The organism is Faecalibacterium sp. OF03-6AC, from assembly GCF_003478175.1.
In the GTDB taxonomy this organism is placed as follows: Bacteria; Bacillota; Clostridia; order Oscillospirales; family Ruminococcaceae; genus Faecalibacterium; species Faecalibacterium taiwanense.
The window spans coordinates 191,697-210,574 of sequence record NZ_QUEN01000003.1 but is presented as its reverse complement, the minus strand read 5'-3'; the positions used below and the strand labels follow the sequence as shown (position 1 = coordinate 210,574).

The following is an 18,878-nucleotide window of genomic DNA, read 5'->3' as shown; positions in this document are numbered from 1 at the left end:
ATGCACGCATTTCAGACGGCGGCATCGGCGTTCTGCATTGCCTGTATATGTGCGGAGATCACGACGCTGCTGGTTGGCGCAGGCTGGGCGGGCAGATGCATAAAAGCCGTTGCCGGGCTATATATTCTAGTGATCCTGTTCCGGCTGGCCCCGCAGATGAAGCTGGAACTGAAAAGTGCAGCGGCGGCTGCTCCGGCAGCGGTCAGCATCCAGAGTACGGAGACATCGCTCTTGCAGGGAGCGCAGGAACGACTGGAAGCGGATCTTTGCGCAGAGTGTGAGCGGCGCTTTGGTACAAAGGTGAAACTGGAGATCACACTGACCCGGGCAGAACAGACCGTTCGGGCAGAAAAGGTGCTTGTGATCCTCCCGGCGGCGTGCACATCCGCAGAGCAGAGCCGGATCGCGGCATATCTGCAGCAGGAGCTTGGCATGGCACCGATACTGGAAGTGCAGGAGGACACCGAATGAAAGAAGCAGGGGGCATTTCGTTCGGAGATTCCGTGAAAGATTTTGCCCGGAAATGTAAAGGGAAACAGGGTAGAGCAAGGCTTGCTGCGGCAGTAGGCGTTCTGGCAATGCTGCTGATCCTGCTGTCGGAACTTTTTCCGCAGAACACGGCAGCGGGCAGCACAAAAAACACAAAGTCTGCCCAGAGCAGCACGGAATATCAGGCACAGCTGGAGAACCGGCTGGAACATCTGATCTCACAGATGAGCGGTGCGGGCAAAACGACCGTGATGGTCACGCTGGAGACTGGGGAAGAAGCCATTTATGCGCTGGATACACAGTCCGGAGAAATGCAGTCCCAGCAGACCCATGTTCTGCTGGAAGATGGCTCAGCCCTGACCGAAACAGTATGTCTGCCGCAGGTATGCGGTGTGGCCGTGCTGTGCGAGGGCGGCGGAGACATCCGCGTTGCTGCCCGGATCACCGAACTGGTAAGCGCACTGCTGGATCTGCCATCCAACCGCATTTGTGTGGAACAGCGCAAGGGCTGAGACCCTGCAGCTTTTATAAGGAGGAACGATTTATGAGAGCACTTTCCAGAAATACCCGCAGGGCCACAGCTGTTACATTGGCTGCCGCACTGGTGATCGCCGTATACTTGAACTGGCAGTATGCCCGCAGCGATGTGCCCACGGAACTGCCGGACAATGCTGCAATGGTCGCGGCAGAGGCTGAGGATGTCCCGGTACAGGCGCAGACGGTTCTGGATGAGCTGCCCACAGAGGCCGAAGCGGTGTCCAGCGCCAACAAAAACTATGGTGAAGCGCAGCTTGTAAGCGTTGCCAGTGACAGCGGTGCAAAGTTTTTTGAGCAGGCTCGGCTCAAGCGACAGAAGGCCCACGATGAGGCGATGGATTCCATCAAGAAAACGATGAAATCCTCGTCGCTTTCCGCAGAGGAAAAGAAGGAATATACCGCCCAGATGACCGAAAATCTGGAAGATCTGAATGCGGAGAATGAGATCGAAACGCTGATCAAAGCCAAAGGTTTTGCCGATTGCCTGTGCTTTTTGCAGTCCGGCCGGGCAGACCTTACCGTGATGACCTCCGGTGAACCGCTCACAGCGGCACAGGTGGCACAGATCCGGGATGTGGTGCTGAACAAAAGCACTGTGACTGCCCAGAACATCACGGTGGTGGAGGTCAAATAAGAAGGTGCGGCAGAGTTTTCCGAAACAAGTATTGAAATCGCACCCGCTTTGATGGTATAATAACTCTATCAATAAAGAATGATGTTGTCCTGCGTATGGCATTGATCGTTTCAGGCAGGACCATTTCAAACAAGAAAAAGCAGGCTGTGCCCGCTTTTGAATGGAGGACAACACAATGGATTTTCAGAATACAGATCTTCAGGGCGGCAGCCTTCAGATCTCCACCGAAGTCATCGGTAAGATCGCACGCTGCGCAGCATTGGAAATTGACGGCGTTGCCGAGGTTTCCTGCGGCGGACAAAATAAAAAGCTCAAGGATCTGCTGGAAGCATCCAGCATCCAGTCTCCGGTCGTGGTGGAAATGCGGGATGGTACCGCAAACATCACTCTGAACCTGATGATGAGCTTTGGTGCACGCATTCCTGCTGTGGCCGAAAAGGTGCAGGAAAACGTGAAGAACGCCGTACAGAACATGACCAATGTCACTGTGAGCCGCGTCAATCTGGTGATCGCCGGCCTTGCACAAACCGCTGCAGCAGAGCAGTAAAATAAAATTCAGAATTGGAAGCCGATCCTCTCTGTGCTCTGGCCGGAGAGGCTTCGTGCTGCGAGAGGAACATTATGGAAAATATTTTGCCCCGTAGAGAAGCACGCGAGAATGCATTTTTGCTGGCATTTTCGCAGACCTTTGGTGATATCCCGCTGGCAGAGGCCATTACCAACCACGAAGAAAACGATGAAGAACACCCTGTGGATGGTTTCAGCAAGCATCTGCTGAACGCATACTACGATCATTCTGCCGAGGTGGATGACGAGATCCGTGCACATCTGCGCAACTGGACCATGGAGCGCCTGCCTCGTGTCAGCCTGACCATCCTGCGTCTGGCAGTTGCCGAGATGCTGTTTGGCGGCGAGAATAAGCCCGGTGTTGCCATCAACGAGGCGGTGGAACTGACGAAAAAGTATGGTGCGGACGAAGATTACCAGTTCGTGAACGGTCTGCTTGGCGCAGTGGCCCGGGATCACGGTCTGGATGCGGAGCAGGCCGAACAGTGAGCCGTTATACGCTTGGCATTGATACAAGCAACTATGCAACCTCTCTGGCAGTGTTTGATACAGCTGGAGAGGTTGTTTGCGCAAAGAAGCGCTTTTTGCCGGTAAAAGCGGGCCAGCTGGGCCTGCGGCAAAGCGATGCACTGTTTCATCATACGGTCGCGCTGCCGGAGATGATGCAGGAACTGGCGCAGGAATTTGATCTGACGCAGATCGATGCTGTGGGCGTATCGCAAAAGCCCCGCCCGGTAGAAGGCAGCTATATGCCTTGCTTTCTTGCAGGTGTCAATGCTGCAACGGCCTTTGCACATGCAAAAGGGATCCCACTTGTGCTGACGACCCATCAGCAGGGTCACGCTGCCGCAGCGCTGTTTGCAGCTAAGGGGGAACAGCTGTTTGCTGAAAAAGTTCTGCTGTTCCATATTTCCGGCGGCACCACGGACCTGCTGCTCTGCGATCAGGTGCGCCGGATCACAACGCTTGGCACCAGCACAGACCTTTATGCCGGACAGGCTGTGGACCGTGTGGGGGTCAGGCTTGGCTTTGGCTTCCCGGCGGGTGCCGAGGTTTCCCGTCTGGCTGCACAGTGCACTGAGGAGATCAAGCCAAAATCCAGCGTGAAGGGGATGCAATGCAGCCTTTCCGGGCTGGAAAACCAGTGCAATGCCCTGCTTGCCGCAGGCAAAACGCCGGAATATGTGTGCAAGTACTGCCTGCTCTGTGTGGCGGATACAGTGGTAAAAATGACCAAAGCTGCACAGAAGGAATACCCCGGCCTGCCGGTGGTATGTGCTGGCGGAGTGATGAGCAGCGATATCATCCGTGCATGGGTGCAGAAACGTCTGCCGCAGGTCTACTTTGTGCCGGGACAGTATTCCAGCGATAATGCCATCGGTGTTTCGATCCTGGCAGCGCGGGAGGCCGGATTATGGCTGAAGTGATTACCGTTTCAGCACTCAACCGTTATGTAAAAACGCTGCTGGATGCCAACGATGCTTTGTTTGACCTTGCCCTGCGCGGCGAGATCGCAAATTTTGTACAGAATGCGCGCAGCGGGCACTGCTATTTTTCTCTGCGGGATGATGTCTGCAGCGTCAAAGCGGTAATGTTCCGCACTGATGCATGCCGCCTTGCTTTCCGCCCGGAAGAGGGAATGCGTGTAGTCGTGCGCTGCCGCGCTACCCTTTATGAGCGCGACGGCGCATTTCAGCTGTACGTGAACGATATGTTTCCAGATGGCATTGGTGCCGCACAGCTGGCGTTGGAACAGCTCAAGGCAAAACTGGAGCAGGAGGGCCTGTTTGCACCGGAGCACAAAAAGCCGCTGCCGGAATTTCCTAAATGCATCGGTGTTGTTACCAGCAAGACGGGAGCTGCCCTGCAGGACATCCGCAATGTGCTCACACGGCGCTGGCCATCGGTACGGCTGCTGCTGTGTCCGGTGACAGTGCAGGGGTTTGAAGCCGCGCAGCAGGTGGCCGATGCCATCAAAAAGCTGGATCAGTGCAAAGAGGTGGACGAGATCATCGTTGCACGCGGAGGCGGCAGCCGGGAAGACCTGTGGGTCTTTAACGCAGAGATGATCGCCCGGGCTGCATACCGCTGCAAAAAACCACTGATCAGCGCAATCGGCCACGAGATCGACTATACCATTCTGGACTTTGTGGCAGACTGCCGTGCCCCCACACCTTCGGCTGCAGCAGAGCTGGCTGTACCGGATCGGGCAGAGCAGGAGCGGATATTGCTGGATTTGCAGCAAAATATTCGCAAAAATATGCAAAAACGTTTTGATTTATGCTATAATGGTCTGGAACAATACAACTTTGTGTTGGAGCAGGGCCTTGCACACCGAAACTGGCAAAAAAGTCAGGGGCAGCTGCAGCAGGTGCAGGATGCCATCCGTCAGCAGATGCAGAAACGCCTGCATTCTGCAGAATTGCAGCTGGGTCATGCGGCAGCACTTACAGGATCGCTGGATCCATACAAGGTGCTGGCGCGCGGCTACACGATGGTCACAGCAGCCAACGGCACTATTTTAAATGCAGATGATCTGCAGCCGGAAAAAACAATCTATGTTCGCAGCGCTTCCCGCCGTGCAAAGTGCAGGGTGGAAGCGGTGGAGGAGATCAATGAGAGCACCCAAAAGTTTTGAGGAAGGCATGGAACGGCTGAATACGCTCCTTGCACAGATGCAGAGTGAGGATACGACCCTTGCAGATTCGGTCAAACTGTATGCAGAGGCCGCTTCTCTGATGGAGTACTGCCATGCTGCACTGGAAAAAACATCGCTGCAGATCGACGAGATCGACGCAAAGCTTGCGGGCACAGTGCAGGAGGAAAGCTAATGGACTATCAGGAGCAGTATCAGAATTATTTGGCGCAGGCAATGGCCGCGCTGGAAAAGGCCTGCGGCCGTTTTCTGCCGGAAGAATCCGAGGTGTGCCGTGCGGCACGCTACAGCCTGATGGGCGGCGGCAAACGGATCCGTGCAGTTCTTGTTCTCAGCGTCTGCGATATGCTGGGCGGCAGTATGCAGGCGGCACAGCATTTTGCAGCTGCTGTAGAAATGCTGCACTGCTATTCGCTCATTCACGATGACCTGCCCTGCATGGACAATGATGATCTGCGCCGCGGCCGTCCTTCCTGCCACAAGGCATTTAGCGAAGCAACTGCCATGCTGGCCGGTGATGTGCTGCTGACAGAAGCATTTGAGACAGTCGCCAATGCCCCGGCAGATGCGTCTGTCTGTGTACAGGCAGCGCGGGCACTGGGTGCAGGCGCTGGCAGCCGCGGCATGGTCTATGGGCAGGAACTGGATCTGAAATACGAAGCGTTGGCCGCAACAGAAAACCAGCTTCGGCTGATCCATCGCAATAAAACGGGTGCGCTGATCAATGCAGCCATCCAGATGGGTGCGGCTGCGGCCAAAGCGGATGAAGCACAGTGCAGAGCGCTGGAACAGTATGCTTATGGTCTGGGTCTTGTTTTTCAGATCGTGGACGATGTGCTGGATGTTACCAGCACACCGGAACAGCTGGGCAAGCCCATTGGCAGCGACAGCGAAAATGGAAAAACTACCTTTGTGACCCTTTATGGTGCGGAAGGTGCCATGAAGCTTGCACATGACCTGAATCAGAAGACCTGCACGGAACTGCACCGGAATTTTGGCGAAAAAGCTGCGTTTCTGGAACAGCTTGCGCAGCAGCTTCTTGTGCGTAAAAACTAAAAATAATCCATACAGAATAAAGGAAAAAGATTATGCAGCTTATTCAAAACATCCTGTCTTTCAATCAGATCCTTACGGTTTCACTGCTCGGCTGGTTTGTGGCGCAGGTGCTTAAAACCATCATCAATTTTATCCTACTGGGCAAGTTCCAGTTGGAACGCATGTGGGGTGATGGCGGTATGCCCAGTGCCCACAGCGCAACGGTCTGTGCCATGGTCATTGCAACCGGACGCTGTGTGGGTGTTGACTCTGCCATTTTTGCAGTGGCAAGCGTGGTGGCAATCATTACCATGCACGATGCCATGGGCGTGCGGCATGAGACTGGCGAGCAGGCCAAGGTCCTGAACCAGATGATCGATCAGTGGATCGAAGTGAGCGAGAAGAATGCTCCTTTCCTGCAGAACATGCATCTGAAGGAGATGGTCGGCCATACGCCGCTGCAGGTCGTGGCAGGCGTACTGGTCGGCGCAGCCGTCGGCTTCCTGTATCCGCTGGCTTGAGACATTCTTTTTTCACGCAGGAACGCACTGCAGAAACAGAAAATCTTCATTTGAAGGACGTGTGATTTATGGGAGCATTGCTGCTGGACAGCATCAATCAGCCCAAGGATTTAAAGCAACTGAATGAACAGCAGGTGAAACAGCTGTGCGCGGAGATCCGCCAGTTTCTGCTGGAGAATATTTCCAAGACGGGCGGCCACCTTGCCTCAAACCTTGGCGTGGTAGAGCTTACCGTTGCGCTGCACCGTGTTCTGGATACACCACAGGACAAAATCGTGTTTGATGTCGGTCACCAGTGCTACACACACAAGATCCTTACGGGTCGGCGCGGACAGTTTGATAAGCTGCGCCAGCTCGACGGGATCTCCGGTTTCCCGAACCCGAACGAGAGCGAACACGATGCATTCATTGCCGGGCACGGAAACACGGCGCTTTCGCTTGCGATCGGCATGGCGTGGGCCAAAAAGCTGCATCATGAAGCAGGGCTTGTGGTCGCGGTGATCGGCGATGGTGCCTTTACCGGCGGCATGGTCTACGAGGGAATGAACAACATTGAACAGCTGGACAACCTTCTTGTGATCCTGAACGACAACAAGATGTCCATTTCTAAAAATGTCGGTGCACTTGCCCGCTATCTGACTCATTTGCGCACGACCACGGCCTATTTTGATGCCAAGGATAATGTGCGCAGCTTTTTGGATAGAGTACCGCTGGTGGGCGCTCCACTGAAAAAAAACATCACCGAGTGCAAGACGCTTTTGCGTCGGGCAATGTACCACTCTACCATGTTCGAGGATATGGGCTTCCAGTACATCGGGCCGGTGGATGGCCACAACGTGGAAGAGCTGGAACGCACACTGCGCACCATCCGCAACCGGCAAGGGCCACATTTTCTGCACGTGATCACAAAAAAGGGCAAGGGCTATCAGCCGGCCGAGGTAAACCCCGGCAACTATCACGGCGTGTCGGCATTTGATCTGGATGGAATGCCCGACCCGGAGGTGGCACCAAAGGAATCGTTCTCGACGGTATTTGGCAATGCTCTTGTGACGGAAGGCGACCGGAACCCGAATATCTGCGCCATCACTGCAGCAATGAAGTATGGCACCGGCCTGCAGTTTTTTGCGCACAGCCACCCGGAGCGTTTTTTTGATGTCGGTATGGCAGAGCAGCACGCTGTGACCTTTGCTGCCGGGCTTGCAAGTCAGGGCATGCTGCCGGTGGTATGCATTTATTCCACCTTCCTGCAGCGTTCCTATGATCAGATCATCCACGACGTAAATCTGCTGCGGGAGAATGTAGTTTTTGCCATCGACCGCGCCGGTTTTGTCCCAGCGGATGGCGAAACGCATCAGGGCATTTACGATCCCGCTTTCCTGAGCCAGCTTGGAATGCCGCTGTATGCGCCTTCCAATTATCAGGAACTGAATTACTGGCTGCAGCAGCTGTTGAGTGACCGCTTCCATGGCCCACGGGCAATTCGTTATCCCCGCGGTGGGCAGGATGCAGCTCTGGCGGAATTTGGCTGCACCGGCGAAGATTATGATTTCCTGCGCAAGGCAGATGATGCAACAATCGTTCTGGTGAGTTACGCCGACGAACTGGCCGACCTTTTGCAGGCAGAACGTGAATTACAGCAGAAAAGTATTGCGTGTGATGTGATAAAGACTGTAAAGCTATATCCCTTTACAGACAAAATGATCGCTGATCTGTCGAAATATAAAATAATCCTGTTCGCGGAAGAATGCATTGCAAACGGAAGCATTGGTGAACATCTGGAATATGCTTTGCAGCAAAACGGATGGAATGGGCGCTTTATCCATTGTGCAGTGCGGAACGCGTGTCTTCCGCATGCCAGTGTGGCACAGATCAAACAGGCAACCGGTCTGGATGCAGCGCATCTTGTACAGGCCGTGCAGATGGCCGTGACGAAAGGAGAAAATTTACTTTGAAGATTCGATTGGACCAATATCTTGTTCAGCATGGTCTGACACAGAGCCGTGAGCGCGCAAAGGCGCTGATCATGTCCGGCATCGTTTTTGTCAATGAGCAAAAGGTGGACAAGGCTGGAGAGATGATCAAGGAAGATGCCAAGGTGGAAGTGCGCGGGCACGACATTGGCTATGTCAGCCGCGGCGGCCTGAAGCTGGAAAAAGCTATGAAGTGTTTCCCACTTACACCCAATGGCAAGATCTGCATGGACATCGGCGCATCTACCGGCGGCTTTACGGATTGCATGCTGCAGAACGGTGCCGTCAAGGTCTATGCGGTGGATGTCGGCTATGGACAGCTTGCATGGAGCCTGCGTACAGACGAGCGCGTAGTGAACATGGAGCGCACGAACATCCGCAATGTCAAGCCGGAGGATCTTGCCGAGCAGATCGAGTTTTTCAGTGTGGATGTCTCGTTTATCTCGCTGCACCATATTTTCCCGGTGGCACAGGCAATCACAACGCCGGATGCCATGGGCGTTTGTCTGGTCAAGCCGCAGTTTGAAGCCGGACGCGAAAAGGTTGGCAAGAACGGTGTGGTGCGCGACCCTGCTACCCACCGTGAAGTGCTGCACAATGCCATGGGCTATGCTGCTGCAAACGGTTTTGCTGTACGCGGATTGGATTTCAGCCCGGTAAAGGGACCCGAGGGCAACATTGAATACCTGATGTTCGTGCAGAAGAGCGGTGAACCTTCCGTGCTGGACGACAGCGTTGCAGAGCAGGTGGTGGCGGCAAGCCACAGCACGCTGGACCGCTGAGCGGCTCTGCCATCAGTCCAGAAAAAGGAGCTTCCAGCATGACGATCTATATTTCGCCAAATCCCGGCAAGACCTCTGCCAACGAGATCGCACTGCGTGCAGCGCAGATCCTAATGAACCATGGTGCAGCTGTTCTGATGTGTGAACAGCCACGCAGAAGCTGCAGCACAGCCGGAGTGTTTTATCTGCCGCTGGAGGAATGCCTTGAGCAGGCAGATGTGATCCTGACCATTGGCGGCGACGGCACCATTCTGCATGAGGCAAATCTTTCGCTCCGGTACGCAAAGCCGATCTTGGGCATCAATCTGGGACGCTGTGGTTTTCTGGCTACCTGCGAAGTCAGCGAGATGGAAGCCAAGCTCTCCGCTGTTGCACGGGGAGAGTTCAGCGTAGACAACCGGATGCTGCTGTATGTCCGCGTTCTTGGCCACGATGGCTGGGAGGGCCACGCCCTGAATGACGTGGTGGTCACAAAGGGCCGCCTGCAGCAGGCGATCGATTTCAGCATTTACTGCGATGATATTTTAGTAGAGCACTACCGTGGGGACGGTGTGATCGTTGCAACGCCCACCGGCTCCACAGCGTATTCGCTGGCGGCGGGCGGGCCGATCCTGGATTCCCAGACGAAGGGCGTTGTTGTAACGCCTATCTGCCCGCACAGTCTGGCCAGCCCGGCCATGGTGTTTGCGCAGGAGCGCAAGCTGAATATCTGTGTGGGACAGGTGGCCGATGATGAAGTGTTTATCAGCTGCGATGGCAGAGCTGGCTGTCCGCTCAAGGCCGGCGCAACGGCTGAAGTAAGACTCTCCGATCAGGTGGTAAAGCTGATCACCTTCGGAAAAGCAGATCAGTTCCAGGCCATTGACCAGAAGCTTCGCAGCAGACGATAAAGGGGAGGCGAGTTTACGATGGCGCGCAGCCGTAAAGAAGATGTAAAAAGCAAGGGAGAACGTCAGCAGGCGATTCTCCGGCTTGTGCAGGAGCACCCGATCAGCCGGCAGGAAGTTCTGCTGGATCACCTTTCCAAAGAGGGATTCGAGGTAACACAAGCCACCGTTTCCCGCGATATCCGGGAGCTGTGTTTGGTAAAAGCTGCCACGGCAGAGGGGTATCGCTATGTCTCCAGCCGGAACGAAAGCTTCAACCCCAAAACGCAGGGAAGGTTTGAAACGATCTTTCATGAATCCGTGCTGGGGGTGGATTACGCCGGACATGTTGTGCTGGTAAAGTGCTATTCCGGCATGGCCAACGCCGCATGCGAGGTTTTTGACGCATTGCAGTGGAAAAGTGTGGTCGGCACGCTTTCGGGCGACGACACGTTCCTGATCGTTGCACGGTCGGAGCGTGATGCAAAAACGATCTGCTCGGAACTGACGAGACACATTGGATAAAAATAACGCGGGAGAAAAGATATGCTGAGCAGCCTGCAAATTGAAAATGTTGCTGTGATCCAGAAGGCTGAAGTACATTTCAAGCCGGGACTGAATGTTCTTACCGGTGAGACTGGTGCCGGCAAGTCGATCCTGATCGATTCCATCAATGCGATCCTGGGAAACCGCACTTCAAAGGATCTTGTGCGCACAGGGGCCTCCAAGGCGGTGATCCGTGCAGCCTTTGAGGAGGTGCCCGGTACGGTGCTGGACAGCCTTGAGAAGGCGGGCTACGAGCGCTCGGATGCACTGATGCTCAGCCGCGAGATCACAGCCGAGGGCAAAAGCACCTGCCGCATCAACGGAATGCCTGCAACGGCTGCGGTTCTGCGGGAGCTGTGCGGAGGACTTATCAATATCAACGGTCAGCACGACTCTGTGGGCCTTCTGAACCCGGCAAGACATCTGGGCATTCTGGATGATTATGCGCAGAACAGCGCGGAGTTTCAGGACTATTATGTCCTGTACCGGGAGCTTGTGCGCATCAAGCGGGAGCTGGATGTCATGATCACCGACGAAGCCGAAAAGCAGCGCCGGATCGATCTGTTGAGCTATCAGGTGCAGGAGATCGAGGATGCCGAACTGACCGCCGGAGAGGAACAGACGCTGGAAAGCCGCCGCAAGATCCTTGCCAATGCATCTGCCATCCGGGATAAGATCGCACAGAGCTATGCATTGCTTTCGGGCGATGACGAGGCCTCCGGCGCAGTCGATCTGCTGGGCGAGGCATCCAATGCAGTGGATGCTGCCGCGCAGCTGGATGATGCACTTGCCGGTGCATCCAGTCAGCTGCTGGATCTGTATTACAATGCAAAGGATGTTGCCGCAGATCTGATCGGTCGGCTGGATTCCTATGATACCAACGATGCGGAGCTGGACGAGATTGAGCAGCGTCTGGATCTGATCTACAAGCTCAAGCGCAAATATGGTGATACGGTAGAAGACGTGATCGCTTTTGGACAGAATGCAAGGGAAGAACTGGAGCGCATCCAGTCCTCACAGGAGCGGCATGACCACCTGCAGGCAGAAAAGCTCCGCCTTTATGCGCTGGCCCGTGAAAAGGCAGAAGCACTGACCCAGACGCGCCTGCGCGCGTTTGAAGAGCTGAACAAGCGTATTTCCGGCACGCTGGATTTTCTGAACATGCCGGGCGTGCGCATGACACTGCGCCATACCCGCGGCCCGCTGGCAAGCCATGGGCAGGACAGCATCGAGTTCTACATTTCCACAAACCCCGGTGAGGCGCCCAAACCCCTTGCAAAAATTGCTTCCGGCGGCGAGCTGAGCCGCATCACGCTGGCCATCAAAAATGCAATGGCCGATAAGGATGCCGTGCCTACCGTGATCTATGATGAGATCGACAGCGGTGTTTCTGGCAAAGCCGCCGGGCGTATCGGTGAGGTACTGCGCCAGAGCGCACAGGGCCACCAGATCTTGTGCATCACCCATACAGCCCAGATCGCTGCACTGGCCGACTGCCATCTGCTGATTCAGAAAAATGTAGCCAATGACCGCACCTATACCGAGATCCATCCGCTGGATGAGGAGGGCAGGGTGGAAGCACTGGCCCGGCTGATCTCCGGCGACCACGTTACCGAGCTTTCGCGTGCCAATGCCCGCGAAATGCTGGGTCTTGGCGCAAAATAAGCCAAAATAAACCGCTGCAGATAAGGGGGTTGACAAGCCCGAAGCATTGTGATAAAGTAGTTCTTGTTAATGGCGATGAAGGGAACAAGTACCTTGAAGTGTTCTGCCCAGAGAAACCCCGGTTGGTGTAAGGGGCCGCAGAGCAGCAGGGGAAATACCTCCCGGAGCTGCAGGCTGAATGCCGTTCAGGTTAATAGGCTGTGCCGCGTGCGAGCGTTACAAACGCAGGAGTGTCTCTCTACTCTGGGGTGTGCACTCGTGAGGTCGTTTCTGTGAGGAAGCGGCAAACAGAGGTGGTACCGCGAATTTTCTCGCCCTCTGCCAAATTCATTTTTGGCAGGGGGTGTTTTATTTTTCCCTCTGCCCACAAACAGGAGGAAAAAATCATGACTCTGTACGAAGAACTCAAGGCCCGTGGCCTGGTGGCCCAGATCACCGATGAAGAGATCATCGACCTGATCAACAATGGCAAGGCAACCTTTTATATCGGCTTTGACTGCACTGCCGACAGCTTGACCGCAGGCCACTTTATGGCCCTGACCCTGATGAAGCGCCTGCAGATGGCAGGCAACAAGCCTATTGCCCTGATCGGCGGCGGCACTACCATGATCGGCGACCCCTCCGGCCGTACCGACATGCGCAAGATGCTGACCAAAGAGGATATCGCCCACAATGCCGCATGCTTCAAAAAGCAGATGGAAAAGTTCATCGACTTCTCTGAGGGTAAGGCACTGATGCTGAACAATGCAGACTGGCTGCTGAACCTGAACTACGTGGAACTGCTGCGTGATGTGGGTGCCTGCTTCTCCGTGAACAACATGCTGCGCGCCAAGTGCTACGAGCAGCGCATGGAGAAGGGCCTGTCCTTCCTCGAGTTCAACTACATGATCATGCAGAGCTACGACTTCTACTACATGTTCCAGCACTACGGCTGCAACATGCAGTTCGGCGGCGACGACCAGTGGAGCAACATGCTGGGCGGCACCGAGCTGATCCGCCGCAAGCTGGGCAAGGACGCTTATGCTATGACCATCACCCTGCTGACCGACTCTCAGGGCAAGAAGATGGGCAAGACCGCCGGCAATGCCGTCTGGCTGGACCCCAACAAGACCAGTCCCTTCGAGTTTTACCAGTACTGGCGCAATGTGGGCGATGCCGATGTGATGAAGTGCATCCGTATGCTCACCTTCCTGCCGCTGGAGCAGATCGACGAGATGAGCACATGGAAGGATCAGCGCCTGAACGAAGCTAAGGAAATTCTGGCTTACGAGCTGACCAGCATGGTCCATGGCAAAGAAGAGGCCGAAAAGGCCCAGAATGCTGCCCGCGCACTGTTCAGCGGCAGCGCAATGGATACCGAGCACATGCCTTCTACTCAGCTGACCGAGGCCGACCTGACCGATGGCTCCATCGGTATCCTGACCCTGATGGTCAAGGCTGGTCTGGCAGCATCCAACGGCGAGGCACGCCGTCTGGTCGTGCAGGGCGGTGTTCTGGTGGATGGCGAGAAGGTAGCCGCTCCCACCGTTGGCTTCACTGCTGAGCAGCTGGCAAAGGGTATTGTGATTAAGAAGGGCAAGAAGATCTACCACAAGGTCACTCTGTAAAAATATTGAACATGAAAATGCCGGTGTACTCTGTTTTGGAGTGCACCGGCATTTTTTCACTTGATGGAGGATTGCTCGCTTGCTTGCAGAATTTACAGCTCGTAAGCCTTCTTCAATGCTTCGTAAGCTGCATCCTCATTCTCTGCGTGGACCAGCAGGGAAATATCCAGATCGCTGGTGGTGATAAGTAGTACTTCAATGCCGGCCATTGCCAGAGAATTCAGTGCACGGGCAGCTACGCCGCAGCTGGTGACCATTTCTTCACCAAACAGGTTCAGCTTGGAATAACCCACGCTGATCAGCGGGGAAGCCTTGGCATCCTTGTCCAGATTTGCAACGGAAATAGCCTTCATCACCAGCGGAAGATCACTGCTGGAAGCGGTAAAGCTGAAATCAATGGTGGTGCCATGGGGTGCACTCTGGCTGATCATATCTACGACCACACCGTTATCTGCAAAGATCTGCAGGTAACGTGCCAGACTGTTGCCCTTGAACGCTACATCCTGCACACTGATCATCATGAGGCTCGGCTCAATATTGATCTTCGATACTCCGTACATAAAGATCCTCCATTCTGCCCGAAAGGCGGGCTTCAACGATACAAAATTTATTCAGGTAAGCTGCAAAAGCTCCGGGTCGATATTTTCCCGGGCAATGGACTGAATCATTTCCAGGCTGAAATCCGGATACGCCTGCCGTACTCCGTGGGCCTTTGTAAGGGCTTCGGTATAATCGCGGAACAGGTAGGTACGCACATTGGATTTGCCTGCATCATAGTGGGTCACTGTCGGCAGAAGTCTGGGAGAGAGCACGTTGCAACGGACAGTGCCGTCCGGTTCGGTCGTTTTTTCAAGCTGAACTGATAAAATTGCGCCGACCAGCTGATCGGGCTTTTCCTGCGTGCTGATAAAATTGCCCAGAGAATAGGCCGTGAACACCTGCCTGCCATCTGCTGCAGTCAGCCACTGTGCATTTTGCAGCACATGCGGGTGGGTGCCAATGATCAAGTCTGCACCCCAGTCTGCAAGGTTTTGCGCCAGAGTTCGCTGCGGATCTGCGATGGTATGTCTGTTTTCTACACCCCAGTGCACACCCACCACCACAAAATCTGCAAGCTGACGTGCCGCTTTTACTTGCTGCTCGATCACATCGGTCTGGCTGGTATAGATCACATTGGCCTGCATGGAGCTATTCTGCGGGATGCCATTGGTATGCTCTGTATAGGAAAGATATGCGATCGTTACACCATTGACAGTCTGCAGCGGGATATGACCGTAGTCCTCTTTGCCCTTCCACAAACCGGTGGTCACTACATCCTCCGGCATACTGCCCCAGAAGCGCAGGGTAGCGGCAATGCCGGAAGCGCCTTTATCGTAGGTGTGGTTATTGGACAGGCTGAACACCCGCACACCCGCCCGATAAAGCGCACGGGCGCAATCGCCCGGCGTAGAAAAGCATGGGTAGGTGGATGGCTCCAATTCATCCGTGCAGAGCGTTTCCTGATTGATCCAGTTCACATCATGCTGTGCATAAAAAGGCGCAATATGTTCGTAACAGTAATCGAAACTGTAAGCTTCCTCCCCGGAAGCGCGGCGCTGCGCCTGCTTATAAATGGGAGCATGGATCAGATTATCTCCTGTTGCAGAAAAGCAGACAGTCTGAACCAGCGGCTGCGGTTCCCGCTCTGGCGTAGGCTCTGCTTCTTCCGGTTGTGATACAGTGGTAAAACCTGCAGAAGAGCTTTCCGTGCTCACCGGTTCTGCCGTCAGTATGCTTTCCTGCAGAAAGAACTTTGGCAGCAAAGGCAGGCAGAACAGAAATACGATCAGCATCGCTCCGGCTGTCCAGAAAGCCTGCCTTCTGGCGCGGCGTTTTGCAGTCGGTCTGCGCCGGTGCTGTTGCGGGGATTGTTTGCTCATCCGCGTCCACATCCTTCCACCATGTTTCTGCCAAAAGCAGAGCAATCAGGCTTTTTAAAGTGCAGCGATCATATCACCCATATTGTACAGGCCCGGCTCCTTTTTTGCAAGGTAAACTGCTGCATTCACAGCGCCGTTTGCAAAAATATTGCGGGAATAAGCGGTGTGCTTGAGAGTGATCACCTCGTCCGGGCCGCAGAACAGCACTTCGTGATCACCCACGATGCTGCCGCCGCGCACGGAACTGATACCAATTTCCTTCGGGTCGCGCTTCTGGCGGACAGAAGAACGGTCGTAAACATAATGATATTCGCCATTGTTTTGCTCATTGATGGCATCGGCCAGCATCAGAGCGGTGCCGCTGGGTGCATCCAGCTTGTTGTGGTGGTGCTGCTCCACGATCTCAATATCGTAGTTCACACCCAGAATAGCCGAAGCGCGCTTGCACAGCTCCGACAGCACATTGATTCCCATGGACATATTAGCGCTCTTGAACACCGGCACCGTGCGGGATAGCTGCACCACCTTGAGCTGCAGCTCTTCCGAAAGGCCGGTGGTGCACACCACGATGGGCAGCTTGTGAGCTTCACAGTAGGGCAGAGCCTTTTCCACAGCGGCCGGAGAGCTGAAATCGATGATCACATCGCCCTTGCCGTCCAGCTTTTCCAGGCTGTCATACACAGGGATGCCGTTCTGTTCGCCATCCTTTATGTCGATGCCTGCAATCACGCGGCAGTCCTCGCGCTGTGCGATCATATCACACAGCACATGGCCCATGCGGCCGCCGATGCCCTGAATCACAATATCCGTCATAATTTTTATCCTTTCCTGCCCGTTTTACATATCGGCATATCGCAAAATGCCCGGACAGAGCGCTCCGCCGGGCATTTTGCAGCCAAAAACTTATTCTGTAATAAGACCCTCTGCACGCAGAGCCTTTTCAATATACTCCTTGTGTGCCTCGCTCGGCTCTACCAGAGGCAGACGGCACTCGCCAGCTTCCCAGCCCAGCACATTCATGGCGTACTTCACCGGAATGGGGTTCACTTCACAGAACAAAGCATCTGCCAGCGGCAGCATTTCCAGCTGCAGCTCACGGGCCTTTGCGGTATCGCCGTCAAAGAATGCCTTGCAGCAGTTGTGCACCAGCTCCGGCTTGACATTGGACACGACGCTGATCACGCCCTTGCCGCCCAGAGCCAGCAGGGGAACCACCTGATCGTCGTTGCCGGAATAAATGTTCAGCTCGTCGCCGCACAGCTGTGCAATCTTGGCTACCTGAGAGATGTTGCCGGAAGCTTCCTTGATGCCGTTGATCAGAGGATGCTTGCTCAGTTCCAGAGCAGTCTCCGGGGCAATGTTCAGGCCGGTGCGGGAAGGCACGTTGTACATGATCACCGGGATGCCTCCGGCCTCAGCCATGGCGGTAAAGTGAGCAACAAGACCAGCCTGCGTGGTCTTGTTGTAATAGGGAGTCACCATCAGCAGAGCGTCTGCGCCGCATTCGGCAGACTTTGCGGCCAGTGCGCAGCCGTGGTCGGTATCGTTGGAGCCGGCACCGGCAATGACGGGCACGCGGTGGTTGACAACATCCACCGTATACTTGATGGCGGCAAGCTGCTCCTCATCGGTCATAGTAGAGCACTCGCCGGTGGTGCCGCAGATGATGATGGCATCGGTATGGTGCGCGATCTGATCCTCAATAATGCGGCCCAGCTCGTCAAAGTTGATGCTTCCGTCCTCGTACATCGGGGTGATAATGGCAACACCCGCGCCGGTAAAGACAGGATTCTTCATAGCCTAAAAACTCCTTTGTATGCGCTTTTGCGCAAAATATACTTAGTCGAAATAGCCCTTTGCGGCCAGCAGCTCTGCCAGCAGAACGCCGCCGCCTGCAGCACCGCGCAGGGTGTTGTGGCTCATGCAGGCAAACTTGTAATCAAACAGGGTGTCCTCGCGCAGGCGGCCGATGCACACAGCCATGCCGTTCTCGGTGTTGCGGTCCAGCTTGGGCTGCGGACGATCCGGCTCGGTGAAGTAATGCAGGAACTGCTTGGGTGCGCTGGGCAGGTCAAGCTCCTGTGCAGGGCCGCGGAAGTTTGCCCATGCCTCCAAAATCTGCTCCTTGGTGGGCTTCTTCTCAAAGCTTACAAACACGGCAGCGGTGTGGCCGTCGGAGACAGGCACGCGGAAGCACTGTGCGGTGATTACCGGCTTTTCGGCGTTCACGATATGGTCGCCCTCAATGTGGCCCCACAGCTTGAGCGGCTCGCGCTCGCTCTTTTCTTCCTCGCCGCCGATGTAGGGGATCACGTTGTCCACGATCTCGGGCATACGGTCAAAGGTCTTACCTGCACCGGAAATGGCCTGATAGGTGCACACCAGAGCCTTGCTGACACCAAAATCCTTCATCAACGGGTGCAGGGCGGGAACATAGCTCTGCAGGCTGCAGTTGGACTTGACGGCAATAAAGCCGCGCTTGGTGCCCAGACGCTTGCGCTGTGCGGGGATGATCTCGATGTGGTCGGCGTTGATCTCGGGCACCACCATGGGCACATCCGGGGTAAAGCGGTTCGCACTGTTGTTGGACACCACCGGGCACTCAGCCTTTGCATAGGCCTCTTCCAGAGCCTTGATCTCATCCTTGGGCATGTTGACTGCACAGAAGATAAAATCCACCTGAGAAGCAACCTCTTCCACCTTGGATGCATCCAAAACTACCATCTTCTTGACACTTTCCGGCATGGGGACAGTCATGGCCCAGCGGGGACCGACAGCTTCCTCATAGGTCTTGCCGGCGCTGCGGCCGGATGCAGCCAGAACGGTCAGCTTGAACCAGGGGTGATTTTCCAGCAGCGTCACAAAACGCTGACCGACCATACCAGTCGCACCTACGATACCCACTTTATACTGTTTTTCCATTTCCAGCACCTTTCCTTTCGTGAAAGCGAACTCAATAAATATTTCTATTACATAGATTCACGGCTTGCAAACCGGACAGCGATGCAATATAATAGATACTGTTTATACAGATTTTATGATATCATTGATACGGTGTCCGTGTCAATCATCGGAAAGGCAAAT

The 18,878-nt window shown here is 54.9% G+C and carries 21 protein-coding genes and 1 other annotated feature; of the genes, 16 read left to right on the top strand and 5 right to left on the bottom strand.

Annotated features, from left to right (window positions below; all coding sequences use genetic code 11):
• From DXA66_RS05045 to tyrS, 16 genes are all read left to right on the top strand, one after another.
• On the top strand, positions 1-471 hold the full coding sequence (locus DXA66_RS05045) for a hypothetical protein (RefSeq protein ID WP_118527256.1): 471 nt from the start codon (positions 1-3) through the stop codon (positions 469-471).
• On the top strand, positions 468-1,001 hold the full coding sequence (locus DXA66_RS05040; RefSeq protein WP_097777777.1) for a stage III sporulation protein AG: 534 nt from the start codon (positions 468-470) through the stop codon (positions 999-1,001). The genes DXA66_RS05045 and DXA66_RS05040 overlap by 4 nt, the downstream gene beginning before the upstream one ends.
• A gap of 32 nt (positions 1,002-1,033) precedes the next feature.
• The gene (locus DXA66_RS05035; protein WP_118527254.1) at positions 1,034-1,660 is read left to right on the top strand and encodes a SpoIIIAH-like family protein; all 627 of its coding nucleotides are present in this window, start codon (positions 1,034-1,036) and stop codon (positions 1,658-1,660) included.
• 160 nt (positions 1,661-1,820) lie between these two features.
• A complete protein-coding gene (locus tag DXA66_RS05030) occupies positions 1,821-2,207 on the top strand; it encodes an Asp23/Gls24 family envelope stress response protein (protein ID WP_118527252.1) in 387 nt (128 codons plus the stop codon).
• A 74-nt stretch (positions 2,208-2,281) separates the two neighbouring features.
• A complete protein-coding gene (gene nusB, locus DXA66_RS05025) occupies positions 2,282-2,716 on the top strand; it encodes a transcription antitermination factor NusB (protein ID WP_097777779.1) in 435 nt (144 codons plus the stop codon).
• On the top strand, positions 2,713-3,654 hold the full coding sequence (locus DXA66_RS05020; protein ID WP_097781770.1) for a glycoprotease: 942 nt from the start codon (positions 2,713-2,715) through the stop codon (positions 3,652-3,654). Before nusB ends, DXA66_RS05020 begins: the two co-directional genes overlap by 4 nt.
• On the top strand, positions 3,642-4,865 hold the full coding sequence (xseA, locus tag DXA66_RS05015; RefSeq protein WP_187119377.1) for an exodeoxyribonuclease VII large subunit: 1,224 nt from the start codon (positions 3,642-3,644) through the stop codon (positions 4,863-4,865). The genes DXA66_RS05020 and xseA overlap by 13 nt, the downstream gene beginning before the upstream one ends.
• Positions 4,843-5,058 (top strand): exodeoxyribonuclease VII small subunit, encoded by a 216-nt coding sequence (gene xseB, locus DXA66_RS05010; RefSeq protein WP_242702821.1) that lies wholly within the window; start codon positions 4,843-4,845, stop codon positions 5,056-5,058. Before xseA ends, xseB begins: the two co-directional genes overlap by 23 nt.
• Positions 5,058-5,939 (top strand): polyprenyl synthetase family protein, encoded by an 882-nt coding sequence (locus DXA66_RS05005; protein WP_118527250.1) that lies wholly within the window; start codon positions 5,058-5,060, stop codon positions 5,937-5,939. Before xseB ends, DXA66_RS05005 begins: the two co-directional genes overlap by 1 nt.
• A 32-nt stretch (positions 5,940-5,971) precedes the next feature.
• A complete protein-coding gene (locus tag DXA66_RS05000) occupies positions 5,972-6,439 on the top strand; it encodes a divergent PAP2 family protein (protein WP_097777783.1) in 468 nt (155 codons plus the stop codon).
• A gap of 68 nt (positions 6,440-6,507) precedes the next feature.
• Entirely contained in the window at positions 6,508-8,391 is a 1,884-nt protein-coding gene (gene dxs, locus DXA66_RS04995; protein ID WP_118527248.1) for a 1-deoxy-D-xylulose-5-phosphate synthase, read from the top strand.
• On the top strand, positions 8,388-9,191 hold the full coding sequence (locus DXA66_RS04990; RefSeq protein ID WP_118527246.1) for a TlyA family RNA methyltransferase: 804 nt from the start codon (positions 8,388-8,390) through the stop codon (positions 9,189-9,191). The genes dxs and DXA66_RS04990 overlap by 4 nt, the downstream gene beginning before the upstream one ends.
• A gap of 38 nt (positions 9,192-9,229) precedes the next feature.
• A complete protein-coding gene (locus tag DXA66_RS04985; RefSeq protein WP_118527244.1) occupies positions 9,230-10,081 on the top strand; it encodes an NAD(+)/NADH kinase in 852 nt (283 codons plus the stop codon).
• An 18-nt stretch (positions 10,082-10,099) separates the two neighbouring features.
• Positions 10,100-10,582 (top strand): arginine repressor, encoded by a 483-nt coding sequence (locus DXA66_RS04980; protein ID WP_097777786.1) that lies wholly within the window; start codon positions 10,100-10,102, stop codon positions 10,580-10,582.
• A 21-nt stretch (positions 10,583-10,603) separates the two neighbouring features.
• The gene (gene recN / locus DXA66_RS04975) at positions 10,604-12,268 is read left to right on the top strand and encodes a DNA repair protein RecN (protein WP_118527242.1); all 1,665 of its coding nucleotides are present in this window, start codon (positions 10,604-10,606) and stop codon (positions 12,266-12,268) included.
• Between the two features lie 66 nt (positions 12,269-12,334).
• Positions 12,335-12,590, top strand: a binding site (T-box leader).
• Between the two features lie 64 nt (positions 12,591-12,654).
• Complete coding sequence (gene tyrS, locus DXA66_RS04970) at positions 12,655-13,875, top strand: tyrosine--tRNA ligase (protein ID WP_044953690.1); 1,221 nt, start codon at positions 12,655-12,657, stop codon at positions 13,873-13,875.
• Between the two features lie 92 nt (positions 13,876-13,967).
• On the opposite strand, the gene DXA66_RS04965 is transcribed toward tyrS, so the two are convergent.
• The 5 genes from DXA66_RS04965 to asd form a co-directional block, all read right to left on the bottom strand.
• Entirely contained in the window at positions 13,968-14,435 is a 468-nt protein-coding gene (locus DXA66_RS04965) for an ACT domain-containing protein (protein ID WP_118527240.1), read from the bottom strand.
• A 51-nt stretch (positions 14,436-14,486) separates the two neighbouring features.
• Complete coding sequence (locus tag DXA66_RS04960; RefSeq protein WP_243089032.1) at positions 14,487-15,794, bottom strand: CapA family protein; 1,308 nt, start codon at positions 15,792-15,794, stop codon at positions 14,487-14,489.
• Positions 15,795-15,848: 54 nt separating this feature from the next.
• A complete protein-coding gene (gene dapB / locus DXA66_RS04955) occupies positions 15,849-16,607 on the bottom strand; it encodes a 4-hydroxy-tetrahydrodipicolinate reductase (protein ID WP_118527236.1) in 759 nt (252 codons plus the stop codon).
• A 90-nt stretch (positions 16,608-16,697) separates the two neighbouring features.
• Positions 16,698-17,591 carry a 4-hydroxy-tetrahydrodipicolinate synthase gene (gene dapA / locus DXA66_RS04950; RefSeq protein ID WP_118527234.1) on the bottom strand — a complete coding sequence of 298 codons (894 nt, stop codon included), beginning with the start codon at positions 17,589-17,591 and terminating at the stop codon, positions 16,698-16,700.
• A 42-nt stretch (positions 17,592-17,633) separates the two neighbouring features.
• Positions 17,634-18,716: an aspartate-semialdehyde dehydrogenase gene (gene asd / locus DXA66_RS04945; protein WP_118527232.1), complete on the bottom strand. Its 1,083-nt coding sequence runs from the start codon at positions 18,714-18,716 to the stop codon at positions 17,634-17,636.
• Positions 18,717-18,878 lie beyond the last annotated feature (162 nt).